This window comes from Scopulibacillus cellulosilyticus, assembly GCF_042665295.1.
GTDB lineage: Bacteria > Bacillota > Bacilli > Bacillales > Sporolactobacillaceae > Scopulibacillus_A > Scopulibacillus_A cellulosilyticus.
The window spans coordinates 56,926-76,952 of sequence record NZ_JBHTCO010000002.1 but is presented as its reverse complement, the minus strand read 5'-3'; the positions used below and the strand labels follow the sequence as shown (position 1 = coordinate 76,952).

The window sequence follows — 20,027 nt, the reverse complement described above, 5'->3', positions numbered from 1 at the left end:
GAATGATTATATGCTGGAGGTTTCATGGCAATTTCTTCATTAATTGTTTATCCCGGTGCAACCGTCCGTAAGACTCCCGCCTCAAAACTTGAGTTAAGCGCTGAAGTTTAGGCGGGTGTTAACGGACGATAACCCCCGTGGCAGCTTATTCGAAGAAGACAAGAAGCTTATTCAAGCAGCAGCATCGCTAACCATACTGATGGAGGTTTCACTTTATAAAGTTATTACATTTTAAATGTTACCAGTTTTCCCAGTATCCTTGCGGGTTCAGGCTTGCAAGCCTAAGCCACCCATTTTGAACTTTTTTATTAAAAGTTCCATCATTATTTAATAACCGTTCTACATACTCATTGGGTGCCTGAATGACAATCAGCAAACGAAGAGGAGCATGATAAGCCTCATCATCTGATGCCATCACTGATTGCCATGGAAGTCCGCTTAATAAATCACTTGCAACGCCTTGCATAACCCCGAGTCCCGCTGTTACAGTTTGGGTAGCTTTGTTCCCACTGCCATAAAAATGAGGGGCAACGGTGGATGCATAATACTGTAAGTTAATCCATTGTGCCACCGTTCCAGGCCCAGCAATAATGTTAGCAAGCAGCTTACCGTCTGGATCCTGCTTCCAATCATAATTATGAAGAAAAACTCTTCCTTCTAAATTGCAATTCTGGGTTAGCTCCCGCTCGCCAATAATAAAAGCAGCATTACGAGCCAATCCCCATTCAGGACGTATTTCACTCCAATCATCTGCAAAACGATGGGCCTCGGCCATTGGATTTTTAAAATGCGTTTTGATATTAGGTAATTGTGATACAGAGTCTGCATTTGCTTGTTGACCTACCTTAGGTAAGACTTCCTCTACATAATTAAACGCTTCTTGAGCTGATTTTGAAAGTTTGGGAACATAGAGCCATTTTAATTCATTGACAGTTGTATTATGCTCAGCCGCAACGAAAATCGTCTCCTCTGGAATTTCAATACCTTCAGACGAAAGAACTTCTCTTACCTTTGGCAAGTTGCACAAAGATGCAAAAACCCGTGCATTGAACCCTCCTGATGCCCCACCACAGGCACCGCAGTCAAGCGATGAAGAATACGGGTTATTTGTGCTTTGACTTCCGTGTCCACAAATGACGATTAATGGAGCGAAGTTCTTTATCAGACCCATCATTCTAAGCGTTTGACATACATAGTTTACTTGGTCCTCATTAGAGAACCCTAAAGGAATCTCAGATTCAAGGTCCCTAACAGAATTAAGCGAGAGATGCGTATCTGGTTTGTGTAACCATGAATCTCGAAGGTTACGTATGAAAGATCCCGCTCTTCGTGGAAGCATACTGCGTGTTAACATTTTAATCGTAAGCCAAGGACCACTTACCTCTGGCAAATGTAGGCTTGGAAGGGCATTCTGTTTCATCGTTTTAAAGGTATAACTTAGAGATTCTACAGCCTGTTTACGTTGCTGGTATTGCTTCAGTTGATTTTCATCCGTATTTTCTTCTATTTTATGTTGCGGCTTTTGCATAACCGGCAAGGAAGAATGGGTATGTTTACTGCCAAGTTCACTAATTTCAATCGGTAATCCAAAGAAACCCGCAACACCAAACGTTTCAAAAGGACCCGCTTTCTCTAGATAACGTCGATAAGGCTCTGAACGGACATCAATACAAAATGCGAATTGAGCTAATACAGGTTTGGTTTCATTCTTCACATGTTGATTAGATAAAACTTTCCGGCTCAATTGGTCTGTATATGTTTGTTCCCAAGCTTCAAGCCAAAGTCTTTTACAAATCTTCTCATTAAAATTGTATGCAAATGTTAAATATTCCTTTTGTTGATTAGTAGACATCTTCGACCACTTCTCGAATGTAAGCCCACCGAAATGAATCCAAGCTGCTAAAAGTGAATCAATTTTAACTTTTTCCTTAAAGCATTTTTTTTGCAAAGGGAGGTAAGGCTTCAGAAGAGCCCACTCCATTGAAATTCGAACAGCTAAATACTCTAACAATAATGACTGTTCGTGTTTAGATTGTTGAGAACGCCAAAGCATCATGCCTGCCCAACCAGGCAAGGAAAGCAAATGCCCTTCAAGGTAATTTTGAATCTCTGATTGGGGAATTCCAAGAGCAGATAACGCTATTTCCAAAGCCGTATCTGCATCTTGCGGCCAATTTTTTAAACTCTTGCGCTGATTTTTGCTTAATGCAGGGTCGTACTGTGCAAGTCGTCGCCAAGACTGATAAAATCCCTCATCACGTTTCGGCATGGACCATCCCGCCTGAGAGTTATCAAGATATAACTTACACCATTTAATGATGTGATGATTAAGCAGCTCCGCTAAATTCTCATCAGCCTTGTGCTCTTTATACATGCTTAAGGGCTGCATTGGGGAACTTTCGCAAATATCCATCTTCCAGTTTCTTAATTTCTCTATTGATTTTTTTAACTCGGGTGATGTCAAAAGATGAGCAGGCACTGTATCCAATTTTAAGGAAGCTCGGCAAAAACGTTCAGCTTCATCCCTTGGTATGTTAAGCGGATATGAGTTTAGCCAACGCTGCAAACCCATTTCTAGAAAATCCGGATCAATCTCACCACGATTTTTAGCCGAAAGAATCATGGAAACACTAGGGTATAATTCTACATTTTTAGTGTTTCTTAACCATTCCGCAACCTCTTCAAATGTTTGTTCTTCCATTCCCTCCCAAGGATGGCGGGCTGCAAATGTTGAAATTGGCCCAAGTGGTACTATCACTCGACTAGCTGAACTAACCAAAATTTTTATATCGGTTACTTTGGAAGCATTTTTTTGTTCAATTTCATTTTCAGATAATGTTGATATTGTGCTCATAACCGATTACCTCTTTCCGACGGATATTGTTTAAGATAGTTCGGATGACTTTCTGTAGACTTTGCCTGGCCTTCTCCTAGCTTTACTAACCAAAGATAGAGCACGGCGAACAAAGCTGAAGAAGAATAACGAGCAGCAAGTGCATCCATTACACTGCCAAGTATCAAAAGACAAACGACAATAAGGACGAATGGTAATGGTATTTGGACGCTTTGGTAAACGTTAGCATGTAACCATCCCTTAAATAAGCTGTGTATCAGAAAGTAAACGATGGCAGAGACTCCCAGAATGAAAAGACCAACCATTCGGTCAATCCGTCCTCTGCTAAATGCGATTAGCTTTTTCCAAGAAAATGATAACGACCAGCCTAAAATGAAAGCATTAACAAGTTGATATCCCCCGCCCGGGGCCAACATCCAATAGGCAACCCCAGTAAGTAAACCTAATACATAGCCAGTCATGGTCCATAAAAAGGATGACCTTTTATTAACCTGAGATAATTTTTCATGTTGATGTAATGCCGAACCAGCCTGTAAAAAAAGTGTGGCCTTAAACAAACCATGTAATACAAGGTGAATAATGGCTGCCAAATAGGCACCTAATGCACATTGAATAAGCATAAAACCCATCTGCGAAATCGTAGAACCAACCAATTGGCGTTTATAGTCAACCTGGACCAAACTTATTCCAATACCGATTAAGACGGAAATACTTGAGAGAACAAGCAGAAAAATTTGAGCTTTATCTCCATTAAATAACGGTGAAAATCGCGTTAGCATAATTCCACCTGCATTTACTATTCCAGCATGCATGATTGCTGAAACTGGTGTAGGAGCGACAATAGATTCAATTAACCAATTATGAAATGGCCATTGGGCAGCTGGAATAATGACAGCTAAAACCAACAGCAGATTTATGCCTGTTTTTTCCCATGAACTAATGTGAGCCAAACTGTCATTGGTTAGAGCTGAAGAAAAGTTCCAATCCCCTGTGACTTGATAAAGCCAGATGATAGCCGCTAAAAGAGCTAGCCAGCTAACTGCAAATACATAACCAGAAAGTCTTGTTGCTGCTCTCGTTACCTTCCACTTTCTATTTATGCTTATTAGTATCGTTAATCCCATGAGAGTAATTCCCCAACAACCGACCAGCAAGCGAAAATCATCACTTAACCAAGTAACGGCAGCACCGCCTGTAATAACTGTGTAAAGTATAAAGTATTTCCGATAAAAAAGATTTCCCAGTAAATACCTTACAGAGAAACGCTGGATGACTATTCCTATCGTAAGAACAAAAAATGCCATAAACCAAGTGAGGGAATCCAAGTGCAAAAGTCCAACATTACGGCTCGCACTGGTATTACAAAAAGCAAATAATGAAACTAAAGCAGGTAATGAAATGATGCCTATGTGAAAACGAACATACACCAAGGGCACCCGTTGAGATAAGAATAATAACCCGCTTAGCCCGGATAAAATAAGCGATACAAAAAACAAAGTAAGTATGAACATATAATTCCCTCCCCCGTCAATATTGAACGAATCTACAACTTTATAAATTAACTCAAAATAAAAAACCGACAACTGGTATCAATGGACTTAACCATTGATACTAAGTTGCCGGTTTATCTTTAACTGACTTATAAAGCCCTTTAAAAATCTCCCATTTATATTTATTTCAAAGTTACAATTTTTTTTCTAAGTCATTAAATAGCTTAAACACTATAACTCGTTCTCCGGTACGAGTACTTAAATCAGTATGGAAGCTTTTTACTTCCTCACCAGTTATGGATAAAATCATTTCTTTTAAATCATCCAAACCTGATTCAACTAACCCGGAACGAGTACTTTTTACAGACAGCATGCCTTCTTTCGATTGACATACCGCGTATTCGGCAGGTGTTAAAATACCGTTTAAATAAACAATGATTAAGTCACGTAAAATATCTGTTTTAACGGAAACAGATCCACGCCCTAGAAAATCCTTTTCCCATTGAGTAATCCTTTTACTTATTTCTGATTCAATGTACCCTTTTGTTTTTTTCATGTAAGTCCTCCGGTACAAAAAAACGGTATATTTTTAGACTAGTCTTTCTTAGTCAAGAAATATACCGATTCCCCTTATTCTGTACTTCTTTCTCAAAAAAGTGCCTTTTCATCCAACCAATTTTAAATTAATTGAATGCTAAAGCCTTTTTTATAAATAAAGAAGGTAAATAATATCACTCGGTCATTTTCTAATATTAATTTAGTCTAAAAAGTTAATTTTGTCAATACTATATAGCCAGGTATTTGAGTAGGTCATAGTATAAAGCACAACTCGGTAACAATTTTAGTTTAGTGAACCGCCTTTTACAGTCCATTAAGGGAAAAAGCTGCGTTTGCATGTTAAAAAGGAATCCAACAAGAGGATTCCTTTTTAATCTAACCTTTTCCTGTGCACCCTTGTGCCGTCGCATGTAAACAAAACCGGGTGTTCTTCAATAACCGTCTCCATATGCACTGCTCTGCCCCATAATTGATAAATATATTCCAATACTTTTTCTAAATATTTTATATCCAATTCCATATCTTCATACCGATGTTTAAGATATAATTCGCCGCTTTTCATGTAATCGCCATTTTCAACGACAATATAAGGATAACCGCCATTGACACGGGTTGAAACAAGCTGATCGCGAATTTCCTTCCAATCTTTGCTTGTGATTTTAATTTCGTCACCTTGTCTTTCATAAAGAAACATATCTTCATCTTGGATAAGTTCTTTAGTCAGATAATTTCTAATAAATGATTGATCGGATTCAACTTCCCTTACTTCAAACAATTTTTCCCTGCCTGACCCTTCTTCTACGCCGCGGCGCTTCATCTCTTCAGTTGGATGATTATATCTCTCTTCAATATCTTCAAATATCTTTAAGCCTAAATAATACGGATTAATTCTTTGTTTGGAAGGCTGCACGACATTAGCATTAAGAGTGGCAAATTCAATGGCTTCATCTGAAGTTAAATCTAACTCTCTCATGATTCTTGCATGCCAGTAGGATGCCCATCCTTCATTCATAATTTTCGTCTCTAACTGCGGCCAGAAATAAAGCATTTCTTCACGAAGCATCGTTAAAATATCTCTCTGCCAATCACTTAATTCTTTACTGTTTTCTTCAATAAATAAAAGCAAATCTTTTTCAGGGCTTTCCGGAAATTTTTTTGGCTTTTCTTTTTTAACTTCTTCTTTACCATCAAGATCAAGTAAATCTTCATAATTTGACATTGGCCGGCGTTTAGGACGGTGCTTTTTTGAGTCATCTTCAGACTTTTGCGATTTTGGATGTATTAATGATGGATCTATATGTTCATTTATTGCCATTACTGCATCGATAAAACGCTCAACCTCGCCTCTGCCATATTCTTCTTCATAGTCCCTGATTCTTTCCGCCGTTGCACTCATACTTTCAACCATATCCCGCCTTGTATTTTTGAACCGTACATTATTTTTGAAAAAGTCGCAATGGGCAAGGACGTGAGCAACAATCATTTTATTTTGAACCAGACTGTTCGTATTAAGCAAAAAAGCATAACATGGATTGGAATTTATGACCAGCTCATAAATTTTACTCAACCCAAGATCATATTGAAGCTTCATTTTATAAAATTGTTTGCCAAAGCTCCAGTGGGAAAACCGTGTAGGCATCCCGTAGGCACCAAATGTATATATAATTTCCGCGGGGCAAACTTCGTAACGCATTGGATAAAAATCTAATCCAAACCCTTTGGCGATCTCGGTAATCTCATCAATAGCCCGATCAAGCTGGCGCATTTCCTCCTGATTCACCTTCACCATCCCTTTCATAAAATGCTCCTTAAAAGAAATATATGATAAGTTCAGTTTATTCATGTTCAAGGAGTATGGTGAGGTTATTGTTTTTCGGAATAAGGTCCGCAGTTCACCTGACTTTCTTCCCCTGTTATAATAAAGACATAAAGGGAGGTGAGTTTTGTGGATCACAATAAAGTGCATGAACAAGCTTACAATTATCAGCCCAACCGTAAATATACTTATCGAGATTATTTAAATTGGACTGATGACATACGCCGGGAAATTATTGATGGAAAAGTATATGAAATGACCGCAACCCCGTCCAGGAAGCATCAGGAAGTTTTGTTAGCGCTCGCAACAGCTTTTTCCAACTATTTAAAAGATAAAACATATGAAGTATATATTGCCCCATTTGATGTGCGGCTTCCAGAGGTTAGTGAAACTGATGAAAAAGCTATCAATGTTGTCCAGCCTGATTTGTCTGTATTTTGTGATAAAGATAAGCTGGATGAAAAAGGTGCAGTTGGAAGTCCTGATCTCATTATCGAAGTCATTTCACCTTCCACATTAAAAAAGGATATGACTGTAAAGAAGTCTTTGTACGAAAAAATGGGTGTACAAGAATTTTGGCTCGTCTATCCCATGGAGGGCATTATCACAACGTATGAGCTTAATAAACAAGAACGCTACAGCCCATTCGAAACTTACGGTAAAGGTGATTGTATTAAAATCGGCATTTTTGAAGACTTTTCGATCGACCTAACAACAATTTTTCGTGAATAATATAAATAAGTTGATGAAACCGTAAAAAAGAACGCTAATCAGCGCCCTTTTTCGATTTTCTATTAACTTAAAGAATAACTTGAATCGGCCAATTTAACGTCAGGATGCTTTTGCTGGAACCACCTTAATGCAAATTCATTCTCAAAGATAATCACTGGCCGCTCATCCCTGTCAGCAACAACAAGATTATTTGATGAACGCTGGAGATTCTTTGCTTCTTCTTTATCTACAATCCATTTTGCCAGTTGATGCGGCATCATTTGCATATCAAGGTCAACACCGTATTCGGCTTTCATCCGGTAAACAAACACGTCAAACTGCAGCTGTCCGACGACACCTAAAATGGTTTCTTCATATTGTGTGCGGTAAATTTGAATCGCGCCTTCTTGAGCTAACTGATTGACGCCTTTTAGAAAATGCTTCTGTTTCATTGCGTTTTTAGCGCGAACTTTTGCAAAATGCTCCGGCGGGAATTGCGGCAGTTCACCATAGTTAAAGGTATCTTTAACACCGCATACCGTATCGCCGATTTGATAGAATCCCGGATCATATAGGCCGACAATATCTCCGGGAAAAGCTTCGTCAATGATTTCTCTGCTGTCAGCAAAAAATTGCTGAGGCTGAGCAAGCTTCAGCTGCTTTCCTGTCCGGTCAAGCCATACCGTCATGCCTCTTTCAAATTTTCCTGAACAAATTCTTAAAAATGCAATGCGGTCGCGGTGTGCGGGATTCATGTTAGCTTGAATTTTAAATACAAAGCCCGAAAAGCTTGATTGATCGGGTTCAATTGTCCCCGCACTTGATTCTCTCGGCTGCGGGGTTGGCGCCATTTGTAAATAATGCTCCAAAAATGATGGTACACCGAAGCTTGAAACAGCACTGCCAAAAAATACAGGCGTTTGCTTACCAGCTTTTACAGCTTCAATGTCAAATTCATTGCCCGCTTCATCAATCAGTAATAGATCTTCTTCCAATTGTGCTATCGTTGATTCATCAGCAACATCCTTTAATGCTTCGCTAAGATGATCCATGGATTCAACCTCAAGCGTTTGCCGTTCTTTATTTTCGTTATACCATTCAATTTTTTTCTGAAAGCGGTCATAAACGCCGCGAAATGATTGCCCCATACCGATCGGATAGTTAATAGGAAACGATTCGATGCCAAGGACTTCCTCAATTTCCTCAAATAATTCAAGCGGTTCCTTTCCTTGACGGTCAAGTTTATTAATAAAAGTAAAAATAGGAATCCCGCGGTCACGGCAAACTTTAAATAATTTAATCGTTTGCGGTTCAACACCCTTCGCAACATCGATGATCATCACGACGCTGTCAACCGCCATTAATGTCCGGTAAGTGTCCTCACTAAAGTCTTGGTGCCCAGGTGTGTCCAATATATTAATTTTAAAATCGTTATAAGTAAACTGCATGACACTTGAGGTTACAGATATACCCCTTTGTTTCTCAAGCTCCATCCAGTCTGATGTCGCAAACTTCTCAGATTTTCTGGATTTGACGGCACCTGCTGTTCGAATGGCTCCCCCAAGTAATAACAGCTTTTCTGTAAGAGTCGTTTTCCCGGCATCCGGGTGCGAAATAATGGCGAACGTTCGGCGCCGTGCCGTTTCCTGTTGTAAATGTCCCATTTGTTTCCCTTTCTTTCTGCGCATCTTATTTTTCCATTCAAAACATACCATAGCTTAATACGAAAAAACAATGGTTAAAAAAATAAAAAAGCACTGCTGAGAGTGCTTAAAAAATAATAATTATCTTTATATTTTCTAATTCTTAGAGTGTCTCTCCATGATTGGCCGTTGATACAACTTCACTGGAAGCAAACTGGTTACCCGCTGATAAAGTTTCTCCGTGATTGGATAATGGCTTATTTGGTCCATTGGATGCGACCGAAACAGAAATTGCAAAGCCCAAAGCAAGTAAACCTAATCCAGATAATATTTTTTTCATTTTAAAGCCCCTTTTTCATAGAGATTTTGTTTTGCCTCATAGGATAGATTAAAATAATAGCTTGCTTTTACAAAATCATTCTTTTTATGGAAATACACAGCTAACTGTTCTGCATAATCCCTGATAAATCCCCACAAGCCTTCACTTTGAAAATAAATAAGACCTTCTTTTACTGCTGACTCCAATTCCTTTTCATCTGAAGAGTTATTTAATTTATCGAGAATATTTAAGTGATGCTCGTATTCTTTATTATTAGACTGTTTGCAGTGCTTCATTCCCTCTCTGAGGAATATATATCCCTTATCGCTTTCACCCAATTTATAATATTCACGGGCAAGAAGAAATGTTGTTTTATACAGTTTAAATTTGTTTTCGTAAGCGTAATTTAAGTAACGAATGGCATCATCTGATAATCCATTTTGTTCAGCATAAAGCAGTCCGAGATTATAACAAATTAATATATATAATTTCTGATGGTTTTGTTTTTCAGCGGTCTTTAATGCATGATTAAAATATTTTTCAGCATTTTCAAACTGTTTAAGATCCGTACAGGCAAGACCTAAAATATTTTCACAATCTGCGGCATTTATTTCATAACCAAAACTTTCTTCAAATATTGCCTTGGCTTTTAACGCATAATTCATTGCAAGGAGATTTTGATGGATATGATAGTAGAAAATAGCTACTTTATAGTTAAACTCAGCTTTTTCAATAACGTCGGGCACGTTTTTTAATAGTTTTTCGGCCTCTATGAAATATTTGCGGGCGTTACTGTAATTTCCAGTTTTAGTAGCATGAATCGCTTGAAAGAAATAGTAATAATAAGCCAGCAGGTCGTCGGTTTGTTCCATTATTGGTTTAATTTGATCGAGGGTTTGATCGGCCTTTCCGAAATTATCAATAAATAATTGGTATCGGTAATCCAACAAGGAAAAATAAATGAGTAAAGTTTGATCTTCTTCTTCAAGATTGTTAATGTTATCGCTTACTATTTCTCTGATTTCTTTTGCCTTTGAAAAATGATTAAATTGCATCTCTTTATACCAATCATTAAGCAGCTGCATCATATATTTGTTTTCTACGGTCTTTAATACCACAATAAGGATAGCATCCCCTTCTGACCAAAATTCAAAAGCTTTAAAAAACTATATTTTAATTATACCATGATTTCCCTATTTTTTATATCTTAACAATCAATTTGTCACTATTTTCTATCGTTTTTCTCTTAATCTAGTATCTGAAATACCCCAAAAAGTTAATCATTTTTGGGGTATTTTTTATTGCCCTGTTATTATTTTTTGATAATCTGTCTGATTCTTGCCATGATATCCTCTTTAACTTCTTTAAGCCGGTTGTTACTGCCGTCAGCTGATTCACCTTTAACTCCGAAATAAAACTTAATTTTCGGCTCTGTTCCTGATGGCCTCATACAAAGCCATGAACCATCTTCAAGCTTATACTTCAAGACGTTAGAGACCGGAAGATTAATCATTTCTTCGGTTCCGTCCTTGATATTTTTGCGTTTTGCACTTTGATAATCTTCGATAACCGCTACAGTTGAACCGGCAACAGTTACCGGCGGATGCTCCCTGAAATCCCGAAGAATTCCTTTAATTTGTTCAGTGCCTTGCTTACCTTTTAATGTTAATGATTCCAGATCTTCTTTATAAAAGCCGTACTCTTTAAAAATATCTTGAAGAGCATCGTAGAGTGTTTTCCCTTGAAGCTTATAATAGGCGGCCGCTTCAGAAATTAATAAGCAAGCTTGGACAGCATCCTTGTCCCGAACAAAGTCGCCGATCAGATAACCGTAACTTTCCTCGTATCCAAACAGAAATTGATGCTTATGATTTTCTTCATATTCACGGATTTTTTCACCAATGAATTTAAAACCTGTTAATGTATCAACGGTTTCAATACCAAAGCTTTCAGCAATAGCTCTGCCGATTTCTGATGTAACAATGGTTTTTAGAACAACGCCATTGTTTGGCAAATCATGCCCTGCTTTTTTATGGGTTAAAATATAATGTAATAAAATCGCGCCGGTTTGGTTCCCGGTCAGGACTGTGTATTCCCCGGAATGATTTTTAACAGCAACGCCCATCCGGTCGGCATCAGGATCAGTACCGAGTAAAATATCAGCATCCGTCTTTTTCCCATATTTGATAGCGATTGTAAAAGCTTCATGTTCCTCCGGATTCGGTAATTTAACTGTGGAGAATTCAGGATCAGGCTGTGCTTGTTCTTCGACAACCGTAACATTTGTAAATCCCCAATTTTTAAAACCGTCAGTCACAGGCATTAACGCCGTTCCATGAAGAGGTGTAAAAACAATTTTCAAACCGCGCGCTTTTTCAATCACGTCCGGCTGAATAGAAACGGTTTTTAAATGAACTTGATAGGCATTGTCCACTTCCCCGCCTATGATTTTCAATACACCATTCTCTTTTAACTTCTCTTCATCGCCAATGGCTACTGATAACTCATCCTCAATCTGATTGACACACTCAACAAGTTGATTCGCTTCTTCAGGAGGCATTTGCCCGCCGTCTTCATTATAGACTTTGTAACCATTATACTGCGGCGGATTATGGCTTGCCGTGATCACAATACCCGAAAAGGCGTGAAGATGCCTGACTGCAAATGACAAGACCGGTGTCGGCCGCAATGATTCAAATACATAAGTCTGGATATCATGCTTTGCGATAGTTAAAGCGGCTTCCATCGCAAATTCTTTAGAAAAATGCCTGGAATCATACGCAATCACGACACCGCGCTTTTTCGCTTCTGAACCTTTTGCGATAATATGTTTTGCCAAACCTTCTGATGCTTTTCTGATTGTATAACGGTTCATCCGGTTTGTTCCCGGTCCTAACTCACCGCGCATACCGCCGGTGCCAAACTCGAGATTTTTATAAAAGCAATCTTCCAGCTGCCCTTCATCATTTTCTATGTTTTCAAGTTGTTGCTTTAAATGACCGTCCAAATCATTTTTGGAAAGCCATTTATGATAAGCTGTTTTCCAATTCATTGCTTAGTCACTCCATTTTTTAGAGGTTGTTTCAACCTGCACTTATATGTATAAAGTCCTATTTCATTATAGCAAAAATTCATATAAAAATATGGCACTAATTGTTAAAAATCATGTAGAATTAAAATCAGAATACTCATATTGATTATCATGTTATTCCTTGTTAAAAACTCATAGGAGGATAAAATTATGAAGTCCTTTCAAGAAAAAATTGAAAAATATGCGGAACTTGTCGTAAAAATCGGTTTAAACATTCAAGAAGGTCAAAAATTAATCGTTAATTCTCCATTAGAAGCCGCACCGTTTACCCGAGCTGTTGTTCGCGAGGCATACCAAAATGGCGCGAAGAAGGTGCATGTCGAATGGAGTGACAGTCCGACCGGGCGGATTCAATTTGAAGAACAGCCTGAAGAAAGTTTAAAAGAAGTGCCGAAATGGCGGGTGGCCATGTTTGAGGAACTCGTAGAAAATCATGGGGCCATTTTACAAATTACAGGATCAGATCCCAATGCATATGCCGGTGTTGATCCAAAACGCATCCAAATATCACAGCAAGCATCAGGTCAAGCTTTGAAATTCTTCCAAGAAGCGCAGCTTAAAGGCGACATCCATTGGTGCATTGCCGGCGTACCAACAGAAGCTTGGGCTAAGCAAGTTTTTCCTGATAAAGCAACCGATGAGGCCATCGAGATCCTTTGGGAAGCTATTTTTAAAACGGTTCGTCTTGATCAAGAAAACCCTGTTGAGGCTTGGAAACATCATTCCAAAGACTTACAAGAAAAAATGGCGTATCTTAATGAACAAAAATTTAAAGCTTTGCATTATAAAGGTCCGGGCACTGATTTATCAATCGAACTGCATCCCGATCATGTATGGGTCGCTGCCGGTCATAAATCGACTCAAGGCCGTACATATATTCCAAATATGCCGACGGAAGAAGTGTTCACCGCACCGAAGAAAACAGGCGTTAACGGTACTGTCACCAGCACAAAGCCATTAGCTCTGAACGGCAATTTAATCGAAAACTTCTCTTTCACATTCAAAGACGGAAAAGTTGTCGATTTTTCAGCTGAAAAAGGCTATGATGCCCTGAAGGCTATGCTTGATACAGACGGAGGCGCCCGCTTCCTTGGAGAAGTCGCTCTTGTGCCGCACCAATCGCCAATTTCTCAATCAGGTATTATTTTCTTTAATACACTGTACGATGAAAATGCCTCATGCCATATCGCATTAGGCAATGCAATCACTATGAATATCAAAGATAGTGACAACATGTCGGCTGAAGAATTAACCGCGCAAGAAGTGAACCAAAGCTATGTTCATACTGACTTTATGATTGGCTCCAGCCAGCTTGATATTGATGCTGAAACGAAGGATGGCAAGCGCCTGCCATTGTTCCGGAACGGCAATTGGGCGATTTAATAAAGGGGGGTGAACGTCCCCCCTCTCCTATAATTTTTATACTTAAGTAAGCTATAAGTAAGAAAGGGAAATTATGTTTTTTTATTTTGCAGCTATAATATTTATATTTTTCATTTTAATTCTCGGGAATTTTAATGAAAAAATAATAAGAAAAAAATTATGTATACCTAAACAAGAAGAAGGCTTTTTTTATAAAACAGTTAACGATATTCATAAACGTGGGGAAACGATAATTTTTATTATATTCTTACTAGGTATCGTCCTTTCTGTGATATTTAATTTTGATAGTACTATTTTGTTGATCCCATTTTTTATAGTTCTATACTGTTTTCGTGCCTTTATGGAGTGGAAATATAAAAGGAATAATAAAGAATATATCATTACCTTCTTTGGATTGGTTATTTATCTGATTGCTTTATTACCGATCATCAGTTACTTAAATAAATAAATGGTAATAAGCTCCCTTTAAGCTTTTCTTTTATTAGCTGAGCCCTACTTAAATTTTTTCTTAAATTATTAAAGGAAAATGCATACAAATAAAGCTTTTAACAAAAATTAATACAGACCCCCATGCCTTTTATTCTGTTTGAAGGGGGGTGTTAAATTGTTAAAGGATAAACTTAAAGACGAAAAATCCAGCGAAAATGAAGAAAAGTTACACAATATCTTTGAAGAAGATGTCGATTTCCCAACCTATGTTTACCTTAATACACCGATCATCCATATTGATGATCAAAATGATGATTAACAAATATATTTCCATGGACAGGCACCTGAACGGGTGCCTTTTCACGTATAAAATATTCGTTTTACCTGGCATAACCCGTTTCACATGAAAAATCTGTAAAATAGCATATTTAAATTAAAAGCCTTACAAATCGGCAACGTTCTTATACCTATTTGTATTGATAAATTCAACCCAATTTGTCGTTTTCCCGCAATCTCTGCAATATACTTTTACAGTGTAATTGCAGCCTGTTGAGACATCTTGCTTTGAAACATCAAGGACATGTTTTGTTTCCTGCCGGCATTCACTGCAATTTAACAAAATTTGTTCCATTCCATTTTACCATCCTCTTCATTAAAGTTCCGTATAGAGTATGTGTATTTATTTGGCGTTTTATCCATCAAAGTAATATATTAAAAAACATCTGCCTTACAGAATGTTTTAAAATCTCGTAAAACGGGAATGTTATCATAGGATTCTAATTTTGAAACACAACAATATTAATAATGGAGTGATTTCACAATGAGTAAAGCACTGTTTACAGCTCATGCGACGGCTAAAGGCGGACGGGACGGTCATGTTAAGTCAGACGATGGATTAATTGATTTAGATTTAGTAATGCCTACCGGAAAATCAGACAAAAAGGGAACAAACCCTGAACAGTTGTTTGCTGCTGCTTATTCAGCCTGTTATGATGGGGCCTTAAATTTAGTTGCTTCCCAAAAGAAAAAAGAAATTGATTCAACGACAACAGCAGATGTAAGCTTTTTAAAGGACCCGGATGACGGCGGATTTAAAATTTCTGCTACTTTAAATATTGATATAAAAGGTGTAAGCCAGCAAGAAGCTGAGGAATTAGCCGAAGAAGCTCATCAGGTTTGTCCTTATTCCAAAGCTACCCGGGGAAATATTAACGTTGAATTGAACCCAAGGGCTGTATAAAATTAGCTGGTACATGTTTTGTTTGAAATTGACAGGCTAACCATCCGGTTAGCCTGTTTGAGTATTTTCATATGCTTCCTTTTTAATTTGGCGCCCCTTTATGAAATGGGACTGGTGTATATGTTTTTTCATAGGTTGTTTTCTTTTTCCATTTTTCTTTGACTTCAATATTCGGAGGCAAATGATAGCTTATTTCTCCTTTATTGTTGCCAAAGATTTTTTTATAATAGTACTCACACATTTTTGCGTGATACAAATATTTCTGGTAGTAATAATCCCTTCTAGCTGCAGCCGGTGAATAGTGTTGCGGATAATGATATCCGCCTCCTGAATAATACACTTAAATCACCTCTTTGTATGATAATTATTCCAGTATATGCCCACAAAGTTCATTTTGCATAAGTTAAACCCTAATTTAATGATTCGGCCTAGGGAAATTTGCTTAAGCTTTTTTGCCAAAGGTAACAACTCTTTCAATGTGTTAATATAGCAATTTAGAATAAGAGATAAAGGTTAAAAAAATTAAAAAATGATGAAACCTTATTATTTGGCTTCATCATTTTTCTAATTTTACTGTAAGTTCCCTAATGGATAATCCTGTTCATTAATAACTGTAACGGGTTCTTCATTCAGCTTTTTAACTTCAATTTCTTTGATTTGGTGTCCATCGATATTTCTGACTTTAAATTCATATTCACCGTAATTGATAGCCGTACCCTTTTTGGCATCGACTTCATTAGATAAAATCCAGCCGCCTATCGTATCAATATCCGAATCATCTAAATCAAGTTCCAGCATCTCATTAATATCTGAGATAAGCACTTTACCATCAATAATAATCGTTTTTTCATTTATATTACGTACTTCAGGCAGTTCTTCAACATCGTACTCATCCCGGATTTCTCCGACAATCTCTTCCAAAATATCTTCTATTGTCACAAGACCGGATGTACCGCCATATTCATCAACAATAATGGCCATGTGACTTTTGTTTCCCTGCATTTTTTTTAATAGTTCATTTACAGGTGTGTTTTCCATTGCAATTGTCATCGGGCGGATATAATTTTTTATTGCCCGGTGTTTTTCTTTTAAATAGTCATCAAAAATATCTTTAATATTAACATATCCTATAATGTGATCCTTGTCTACGTCTGCCACAGGGTACCTTGTGTATTTTTCTTCCTTTAAAATCGTCATGTTTTCATCTAATGTGTTATCTAAAAAAAGACAAACAATTTCTGTTCTCGGTACCATAATTTCTTTCGCTACCCGTTCATCAAAATCAAAGATATTATTAAGGTACTCCATTTCGGATCGATTAATTTCGCCGCTCTTAAAGCTTTCTGCTAAGATTAAACGCAATTCTTCTTCAGAATGAGCCGTTTCACTTTCAGATGCTGGTGATAATCCAAACAGCCTAACGAACAATCGTGAACTGCTATTGAGTATCCAGATGAATGGAAAAGCGATTGTATTAAAAAGAATTAATGGTCTGGCAATAAATAAACTTATAGTTTCGGCTTTTTCAATCGCAAAAGTCTTTGGTGCCAATTCTCCCAAAACAACATGGAAAAAGGTAATCACCAAAAAGCCTGCAATAACGGAAATACCGGTTGCTGCCGATTCAGGCAGATTCAACAAAGAAAAAACAGGATGCAACAGATGGCCAACTGTTGGTTCGCCTAACCAGCCAATGATTAAAGAGACAACTGTTATCCCTAGTTGTGTTGTCGATAAGTAGCCATCTAACTGTCCAATAATTTTTTGGACAGCTTTTGCATTCTTATTTCCTTCTGAGGCAAGCTGATCAATTTTCGTTTTCCTCACCTTAACAATAGCAAACTCAGCCGCAACAAAGTAAGCACTAATCACGATTAAAAGAAGTATTAAAATGATATTAATTATACTCAAAATCATCCTTACAAAGCGTAAGGATGTCCACCTCCTCTTAGGATAGTTGTTTTAAAAGCATGGTCCACGATTGTAATAAAGCATTCCCGTCGGTACTTATTCTTTTATTTATAAATTGCAATTGATTTTTATCAAGCTGTTTTAATAAGGTTTGCAGTTTAATAAAATCTTGATCGAGTGTTTTCATGTGTTCACTCAATTCTTCGACAGATCTATAAACCATATCATCTTCTATCGATCTTTTAAGTTTTACCTTTTCTATAATCTCGCGAAGTGAAAGATGTTGTTGCTTATATTTCATAATTAATTGAAGATCATTAATGGTATCTTCTGTATAGTACCGGTGGTTTGATTGAAAACGTTTTGCTTCTATTAAGCCCATTTTTGTGTAATAATCAACCGTACGTTTTGATACATTAGCTAACTTTGCAACTTCACCTATTTTATACAACTTCCCAACAGCCTTCACTCCTTTCATTATTTGTATTATACTTGATTCAGTTGAAAAATAGAACGTTTAACGTTATTTTTTTGACACTTAGTAACATTCACACTCTTAAATGCACGTTCCATAAAAAAATTAAGAGCCATACCGAATAGGTAATGGCTCTTAATTCCCTTTGTTAAGCACTGTGCTTTTTATCTATTTTGACCTCTATTTTTTCAAGGGCTTTTTTATCATTTGAAATTTCTGACTTATTTTTGTTAATGAGGTCCTTTAATGTCACTTTCTTTCTCATGATGCTTACCACCTTTCTATAATTCTATTATACCACATTATTCTTATTTTTATTTTAAAAGTGTGAATATTCCATGACTATTATTATTTTTTTAAAGTCTATTAAAGAAAACTTGCCGATTGGCAAGCTTATTAAAAAGTATAAAGAAAGCTGAATTCTATTTTTTTGAATTCAGCTTTCTTGTATTTAACCTTTTTCTTCCGATTTAGAAGATAGAACTTCTTTTTTCAAAAACCAGCACAAAATAAATGAGATGATTGCAATGACGAATGAGTACATGTATATATGTTGAAATGAATCGACAAATATCGTTTTTATTTTTATAAATAGTTCAGATGACAGCCCCTGCGGAATACCCGCTGCTGCTAAACTATTCATATGCTCGGTCATGCTTTTAGGCAATTGACCGCCTAATTCTCCTAATTTAGAAGTAAGAGTCGATGATAATAGGTTTCCGAAAATGCTTACCCCCACTGTTGCACCAATCGTTTGAAATAATGGAACAGTGGCCAGGGCTACGCCTTTATGCTCATCTTCAACTGATTCCTGAACAATTAAGTTATCACCGCCGAACAATACGCCTAAGCCGAGACCTGTAATTAAAAAGAAGACAATGATTTGTACGATAGTTGTATGAATCGTCATATGGGAAAATAAGTAGAAACCAATGACAGGCATAATAAAAGCAATAACGAACAATTCACGGTAACGAACCTTTGTCAGCAAGAACCCGCATATCATCGATGAAATGACGGCGCCAACCATCATAGGCAGGGTTAAGTATCCCGCTTCCGTCGGCGTTAGTCCTAACACATTTTGCGCAAAATATGGGAACGATGAAAAAGATCCCATCAGCCCTATCCCTACCGTAAATACAATGATAGATAAAACTAAAATGTTGCGGTTTTTAAATAAGTGGAGCGGAACGATCGGCTCTGCCGCTTTCGATTCTGCCCAAATAAAAACTCCAATTAATAAAACGCCTAAGCAAAGAAGCCCAATGATTAATGGGGACCCCCAAGTATATCCTTCATTTTCTATTAACACAGGTGTGATTAATAATGAGATAATCGCTGAGACTAGGAGAAATGCCCCGGCCCAGTCAATCACGACTGTCTTTCTTGTTATCGATTCCTGAAGCCCGCTTAACAAACAGACAGCGGCAACGACACCAACTGGAATATTAACAAAGAAGATCCAGTGCCAACTTACTTGATCTACAAAGTAACCGCCCATCAACGGACCTAATAACATCGGAATAAACATAATCGGCCCCATTAACCCCTGTACTTTTGCCCGCTGTTCAAGGGGGAATAGATCGCTTGAAATCGTCATCGCCAGAGGCATTAATCCGCCGGCACCAATTCCTTGAATACCGCGTCCGATAAGAAGCATCGTCATCGAATTGGAAAGACCGCACACAATTGATCCGCCAATAAAAAAGGCCATACAAATCAAATAAATCTTTTTCCGCCCATATAAATCAGCCAGTTTCCCCAAAATAGGCATAAAAGCAGATAAGGCTAACATATATACCCCGGCAACCCAGCCGTATAATGACAGTCCGCCAAGATCGCGAATGATTGTCGGCATGGCAGTATTAACGACAGTTTCGTCTAATTCTGAAAAAATCAGCCCAATGATTAAACCGGCCATAACAAGGATTTTATTGCTTTTATTTTTTGCAAGCCCGGTTTCTTTCTTTAAAGAAGTTTCCATGTATCTAATCCTTTCAATTTTTTATACATGTATTATAAAGTGCGTTTGTGAACTGAATATGAATTTTTGGAAGGAAAATTAAATATAAAATAAAAATGGGCGATAATCAATACTTACCGCCTT

At 37.5% G+C, this 20,027-nt stretch carries 19 protein-coding genes; 5 read left to right on the top strand and 14 right to left on the bottom strand.

Annotation, left to right across the window (positions count from 1 at the left end; all coding sequences use genetic code 11):
* Window positions 1–238 precede the first annotated feature (238 nt).
* The 4 genes from ACFQRG_RS01435 to ACFQRG_RS01420 all read right to left on the bottom strand — a co-directional run bounded on the left by ACFQRG_RS01435 (window position 239) and on the right by ACFQRG_RS01420 (window position 6,691).
* Window positions 239–2,854, bottom strand: coding sequence for a DUF2309 domain-containing protein (locus ACFQRG_RS01435; protein WP_380962884.1), 2,616 nt, complete (start codon window positions 2,852–2,854; stop codon window positions 239–241).
* The gene (locus ACFQRG_RS01430) at window positions 2,851–4,365 is read right to left on the bottom strand and encodes an NADH dehydrogenase subunit 5 (RefSeq protein WP_380962883.1); all 1,515 of its coding nucleotides are present in this window, start codon (window positions 4,363–4,365) and stop codon (window positions 2,851–2,853) included. Before ACFQRG_RS01430 ends, ACFQRG_RS01435 begins: the two co-directional genes overlap by 4 nt.
* 172 nt (window positions 4,366–4,537) lie before the next feature.
* Window positions 4,538–4,900, bottom strand: a complete 363-nt coding sequence (locus ACFQRG_RS01425; RefSeq protein WP_380962881.1) for a Na-translocating system protein MpsC family protein — start codon at window positions 4,898–4,900, stop codon at window positions 4,538–4,540.
* 372 nt (window positions 4,901–5,272) lie between these two features.
* Window positions 5,273–6,691 carry a SpoVR family protein gene (locus tag ACFQRG_RS01420; protein WP_380963235.1) on the bottom strand — a complete coding sequence of 473 codons (1,419 nt, stop codon included), beginning with the start codon at window positions 6,689–6,691 and terminating at the stop codon, window positions 5,273–5,275.
* A 156-nt stretch (window positions 6,692–6,847) separates the two neighbouring features.
* Here ACFQRG_RS01420 and ACFQRG_RS01415 point away from each other — a divergent pair, with 156 nt between their 5' ends.
* Window positions 6,848–7,450: a Uma2 family endonuclease gene (locus ACFQRG_RS01415; RefSeq protein WP_380962879.1), complete on the top strand. Its 603-nt coding sequence runs from the start codon at window positions 6,848–6,850 to the stop codon at window positions 7,448–7,450.
* A gap of 62 nt (window positions 7,451–7,512) precedes the next feature.
* On the opposite strand, the gene ACFQRG_RS01410 is transcribed toward ACFQRG_RS01415, so the two are convergent.
* The 4 genes from ACFQRG_RS01410 to ACFQRG_RS01395 form a co-directional block, all read right to left on the bottom strand.
* Window positions 7,513–9,093, bottom strand: a complete 1,581-nt coding sequence (locus ACFQRG_RS01410; protein ID WP_380962877.1) for a peptide chain release factor 3 — start codon at window positions 9,091–9,093, stop codon at window positions 7,513–7,515.
* A 142-nt stretch (window positions 9,094–9,235) separates the two neighbouring features.
* Window positions 9,236–9,412 carry a hypothetical protein gene (locus ACFQRG_RS01405; RefSeq protein ID WP_380962875.1) on the bottom strand — a complete coding sequence of 59 codons (177 nt, stop codon included), beginning with the start codon at window positions 9,410–9,412 and terminating at the stop codon, window positions 9,236–9,238.
* A complete protein-coding gene (locus ACFQRG_RS01400) occupies window positions 9,409–10,509 on the bottom strand; it encodes a response regulator aspartate phosphatase (protein ID WP_380962873.1) in 1,101 nt (366 codons plus the stop codon). Before ACFQRG_RS01400 ends, ACFQRG_RS01405 begins: the two co-directional genes overlap by 4 nt.
* 194 nt (window positions 10,510–10,703) lie before the next feature.
* Window positions 10,704–12,443 carry a phospho-sugar mutase gene (locus ACFQRG_RS01395; RefSeq protein WP_380962871.1) on the bottom strand — a complete coding sequence of 580 codons (1,740 nt, stop codon included), beginning with the start codon at window positions 12,441–12,443 and terminating at the stop codon, window positions 10,704–10,706.
* Between the two features lie 189 nt (window positions 12,444–12,632).
* On the opposite strand from ACFQRG_RS01395, the gene ACFQRG_RS01390 reads away from it, so the two are divergent.
* The 3 genes from ACFQRG_RS01390 (at window position 12,633) to ACFQRG_RS01380 (ending at window position 14,613) form a co-directional block, all read left to right on the top strand.
* The gene (locus tag ACFQRG_RS01390; RefSeq protein WP_380962869.1) at window positions 12,633–13,865 is read left to right on the top strand and encodes an aminopeptidase; all 1,233 of its coding nucleotides are present in this window, start codon (window positions 12,633–12,635) and stop codon (window positions 13,863–13,865) included.
* A gap of 73 nt (window positions 13,866–13,938) precedes the next feature.
* Complete coding sequence (locus tag ACFQRG_RS01385) at window positions 13,939–14,313, top strand: DUF4181 domain-containing protein (protein ID WP_380962867.1); 375 nt, start codon at window positions 13,939–13,941, stop codon at window positions 14,311–14,313.
* A 156-nt stretch (window positions 14,314–14,469) separates the two neighbouring features.
* On the top strand, window positions 14,470–14,613 hold the full coding sequence (locus ACFQRG_RS01380) for a hypothetical protein (protein ID WP_380962866.1): 144 nt from the start codon (window positions 14,470–14,472) through the stop codon (window positions 14,611–14,613).
* 123 nt (window positions 14,614–14,736) lie between these two features.
* Here the strand turns inward: ACFQRG_RS01380 and ACFQRG_RS01375 are convergent, their stop codons facing one another.
* On the bottom strand, window positions 14,737–14,925 hold the full coding sequence (locus ACFQRG_RS01375; RefSeq protein WP_380962864.1) for a hypothetical protein: 189 nt from the start codon (window positions 14,923–14,925) through the stop codon (window positions 14,737–14,739).
* 189 nt (window positions 14,926–15,114) lie between these two features.
* Here ACFQRG_RS01375 and ACFQRG_RS01370 point away from each other — a divergent pair, with 189 nt between their 5' ends.
* Complete coding sequence (locus tag ACFQRG_RS01370) at window positions 15,115–15,534, top strand: organic hydroperoxide resistance protein (protein ID WP_380962862.1); 420 nt, start codon at window positions 15,115–15,117, stop codon at window positions 15,532–15,534.
* Between the two features lie 82 nt (window positions 15,535–15,616).
* Here ACFQRG_RS01370 and ACFQRG_RS01365 read toward each other — a convergent pair whose 3' ends face one another.
* From ACFQRG_RS01365 to ACFQRG_RS01345, 5 genes are all read right to left on the bottom strand, one after another.
* Window positions 15,617–15,874, bottom strand: coding sequence for a hypothetical protein (locus tag ACFQRG_RS01365; protein ID WP_380962860.1), 258 nt, complete (start codon window positions 15,872–15,874; stop codon window positions 15,617–15,619).
* A gap of 230 nt (window positions 15,875–16,104) precedes the next feature.
* Window positions 16,105–17,445, bottom strand: a complete 1,341-nt coding sequence (locus tag ACFQRG_RS01360) for a hemolysin family protein (RefSeq protein WP_380962858.1) — start codon at window positions 17,443–17,445, stop codon at window positions 16,105–16,107.
* Window positions 17,446–17,482: 37 nt separating this feature from the next.
* Window positions 17,483–17,896 carry a MerR family transcriptional regulator gene (locus ACFQRG_RS01355; protein WP_380962856.1) on the bottom strand — a complete coding sequence of 138 codons (414 nt, stop codon included), beginning with the start codon at window positions 17,894–17,896 and terminating at the stop codon, window positions 17,483–17,485.
* A 172-nt stretch (window positions 17,897–18,068) separates the two neighbouring features.
* Window positions 18,069–18,185: an FbpB family small basic protein gene (locus ACFQRG_RS01350; protein ID WP_380962854.1), complete on the bottom strand. Its 117-nt coding sequence runs from the start codon at window positions 18,183–18,185 to the stop codon at window positions 18,069–18,071.
* Window positions 18,186–18,371: 186 nt separating this feature from the next.
* Window positions 18,372–19,904: an MDR family MFS transporter gene (locus ACFQRG_RS01345; RefSeq protein ID WP_380962852.1), complete on the bottom strand. Its 1,533-nt coding sequence runs from the start codon at window positions 19,902–19,904 to the stop codon at window positions 18,372–18,374.
* Between the last annotated feature and the right edge of the window lie 123 nt (window positions 19,905–20,027).

What these genes read in the sequence shown, in the direction of transcription:
- ACFQRG_RS01385 (WP_380962867.1), top strand. Translation starts at nt 13,939, where the DNA reads ATGTTTTTTTATTTTGCAGCTATAATATTTATATTTTTCATTTTAATT.
- ACFQRG_RS01345 (WP_380962852.1), bottom strand. Translation starts at nt 19,904, where the DNA reads ATGGAAACTTCTTTAAAGAAAGAAACCGGGCTTGCAAAAAATAAAAGC.
- ACFQRG_RS01410 (WP_380962877.1), bottom strand. Translation starts at nt 9,093, where the DNA reads ATGGGACATTTACAACAGGAAACGGCACGGCGCCGAACGTTCGCCATT.
- ACFQRG_RS01420 (WP_380963235.1), bottom strand. Translation starts at nt 6,691, where the DNA reads ATGGTGAAGGTGAATCAGGAGGAAATGCGCCAGCTTGATCGGGCTATT.
- ACFQRG_RS01390 (WP_380962869.1), top strand. Translation starts at nt 12,633, where the DNA reads ATGAAGTCCTTTCAAGAAAAAATTGAAAAATATGCGGAACTTGTCGTA.
- ACFQRG_RS01350 (WP_380962854.1), bottom strand. Translation starts at nt 18,185, where the DNA reads ATGAGAAAGAAAGTGACATTAAAGGACCTCATTAACAAAAATAAGTCA.
- ACFQRG_RS01375 (WP_380962864.1), bottom strand. Translation starts at nt 14,925, where the DNA reads ATGGAACAAATTTTGTTAAATTGCAGTGAATGCCGGCAGGAAACAAAA.
- ACFQRG_RS01395 (WP_380962871.1), bottom strand. Translation starts at nt 12,443, where the DNA reads ATGAATTGGAAAACAGCTTATCATAAATGGCTTTCCAAAAATGATTTG.
- ACFQRG_RS01370 (WP_380962862.1), top strand. Translation starts at nt 15,115, where the DNA reads ATGAGTAAAGCACTGTTTACAGCTCATGCGACGGCTAAAGGCGGACGG.
- ACFQRG_RS01430 (WP_380962883.1), bottom strand. Translation starts at nt 4,365, where the DNA reads ATGTTCATACTTACTTTGTTTTTTGTATCGCTTATTTTATCCGGGCTA.
- ACFQRG_RS01405 (WP_380962875.1), bottom strand. Translation starts at nt 9,412, where the DNA reads ATGAAAAAAATATTATCTGGATTAGGTTTACTTGCTTTGGGCTTTGCA.
- ACFQRG_RS01425 (WP_380962881.1), bottom strand. Translation starts at nt 4,900, where the DNA reads ATGAAAAAAACAAAAGGGTACATTGAATCAGAAATAAGTAAAAGGATT.
- ACFQRG_RS01435 (WP_380962884.1), bottom strand. Translation starts at nt 2,854, where the DNA reads ATGAGCACAATATCAACATTATCTGAAAATGAAATTGAACAAAAAAAT.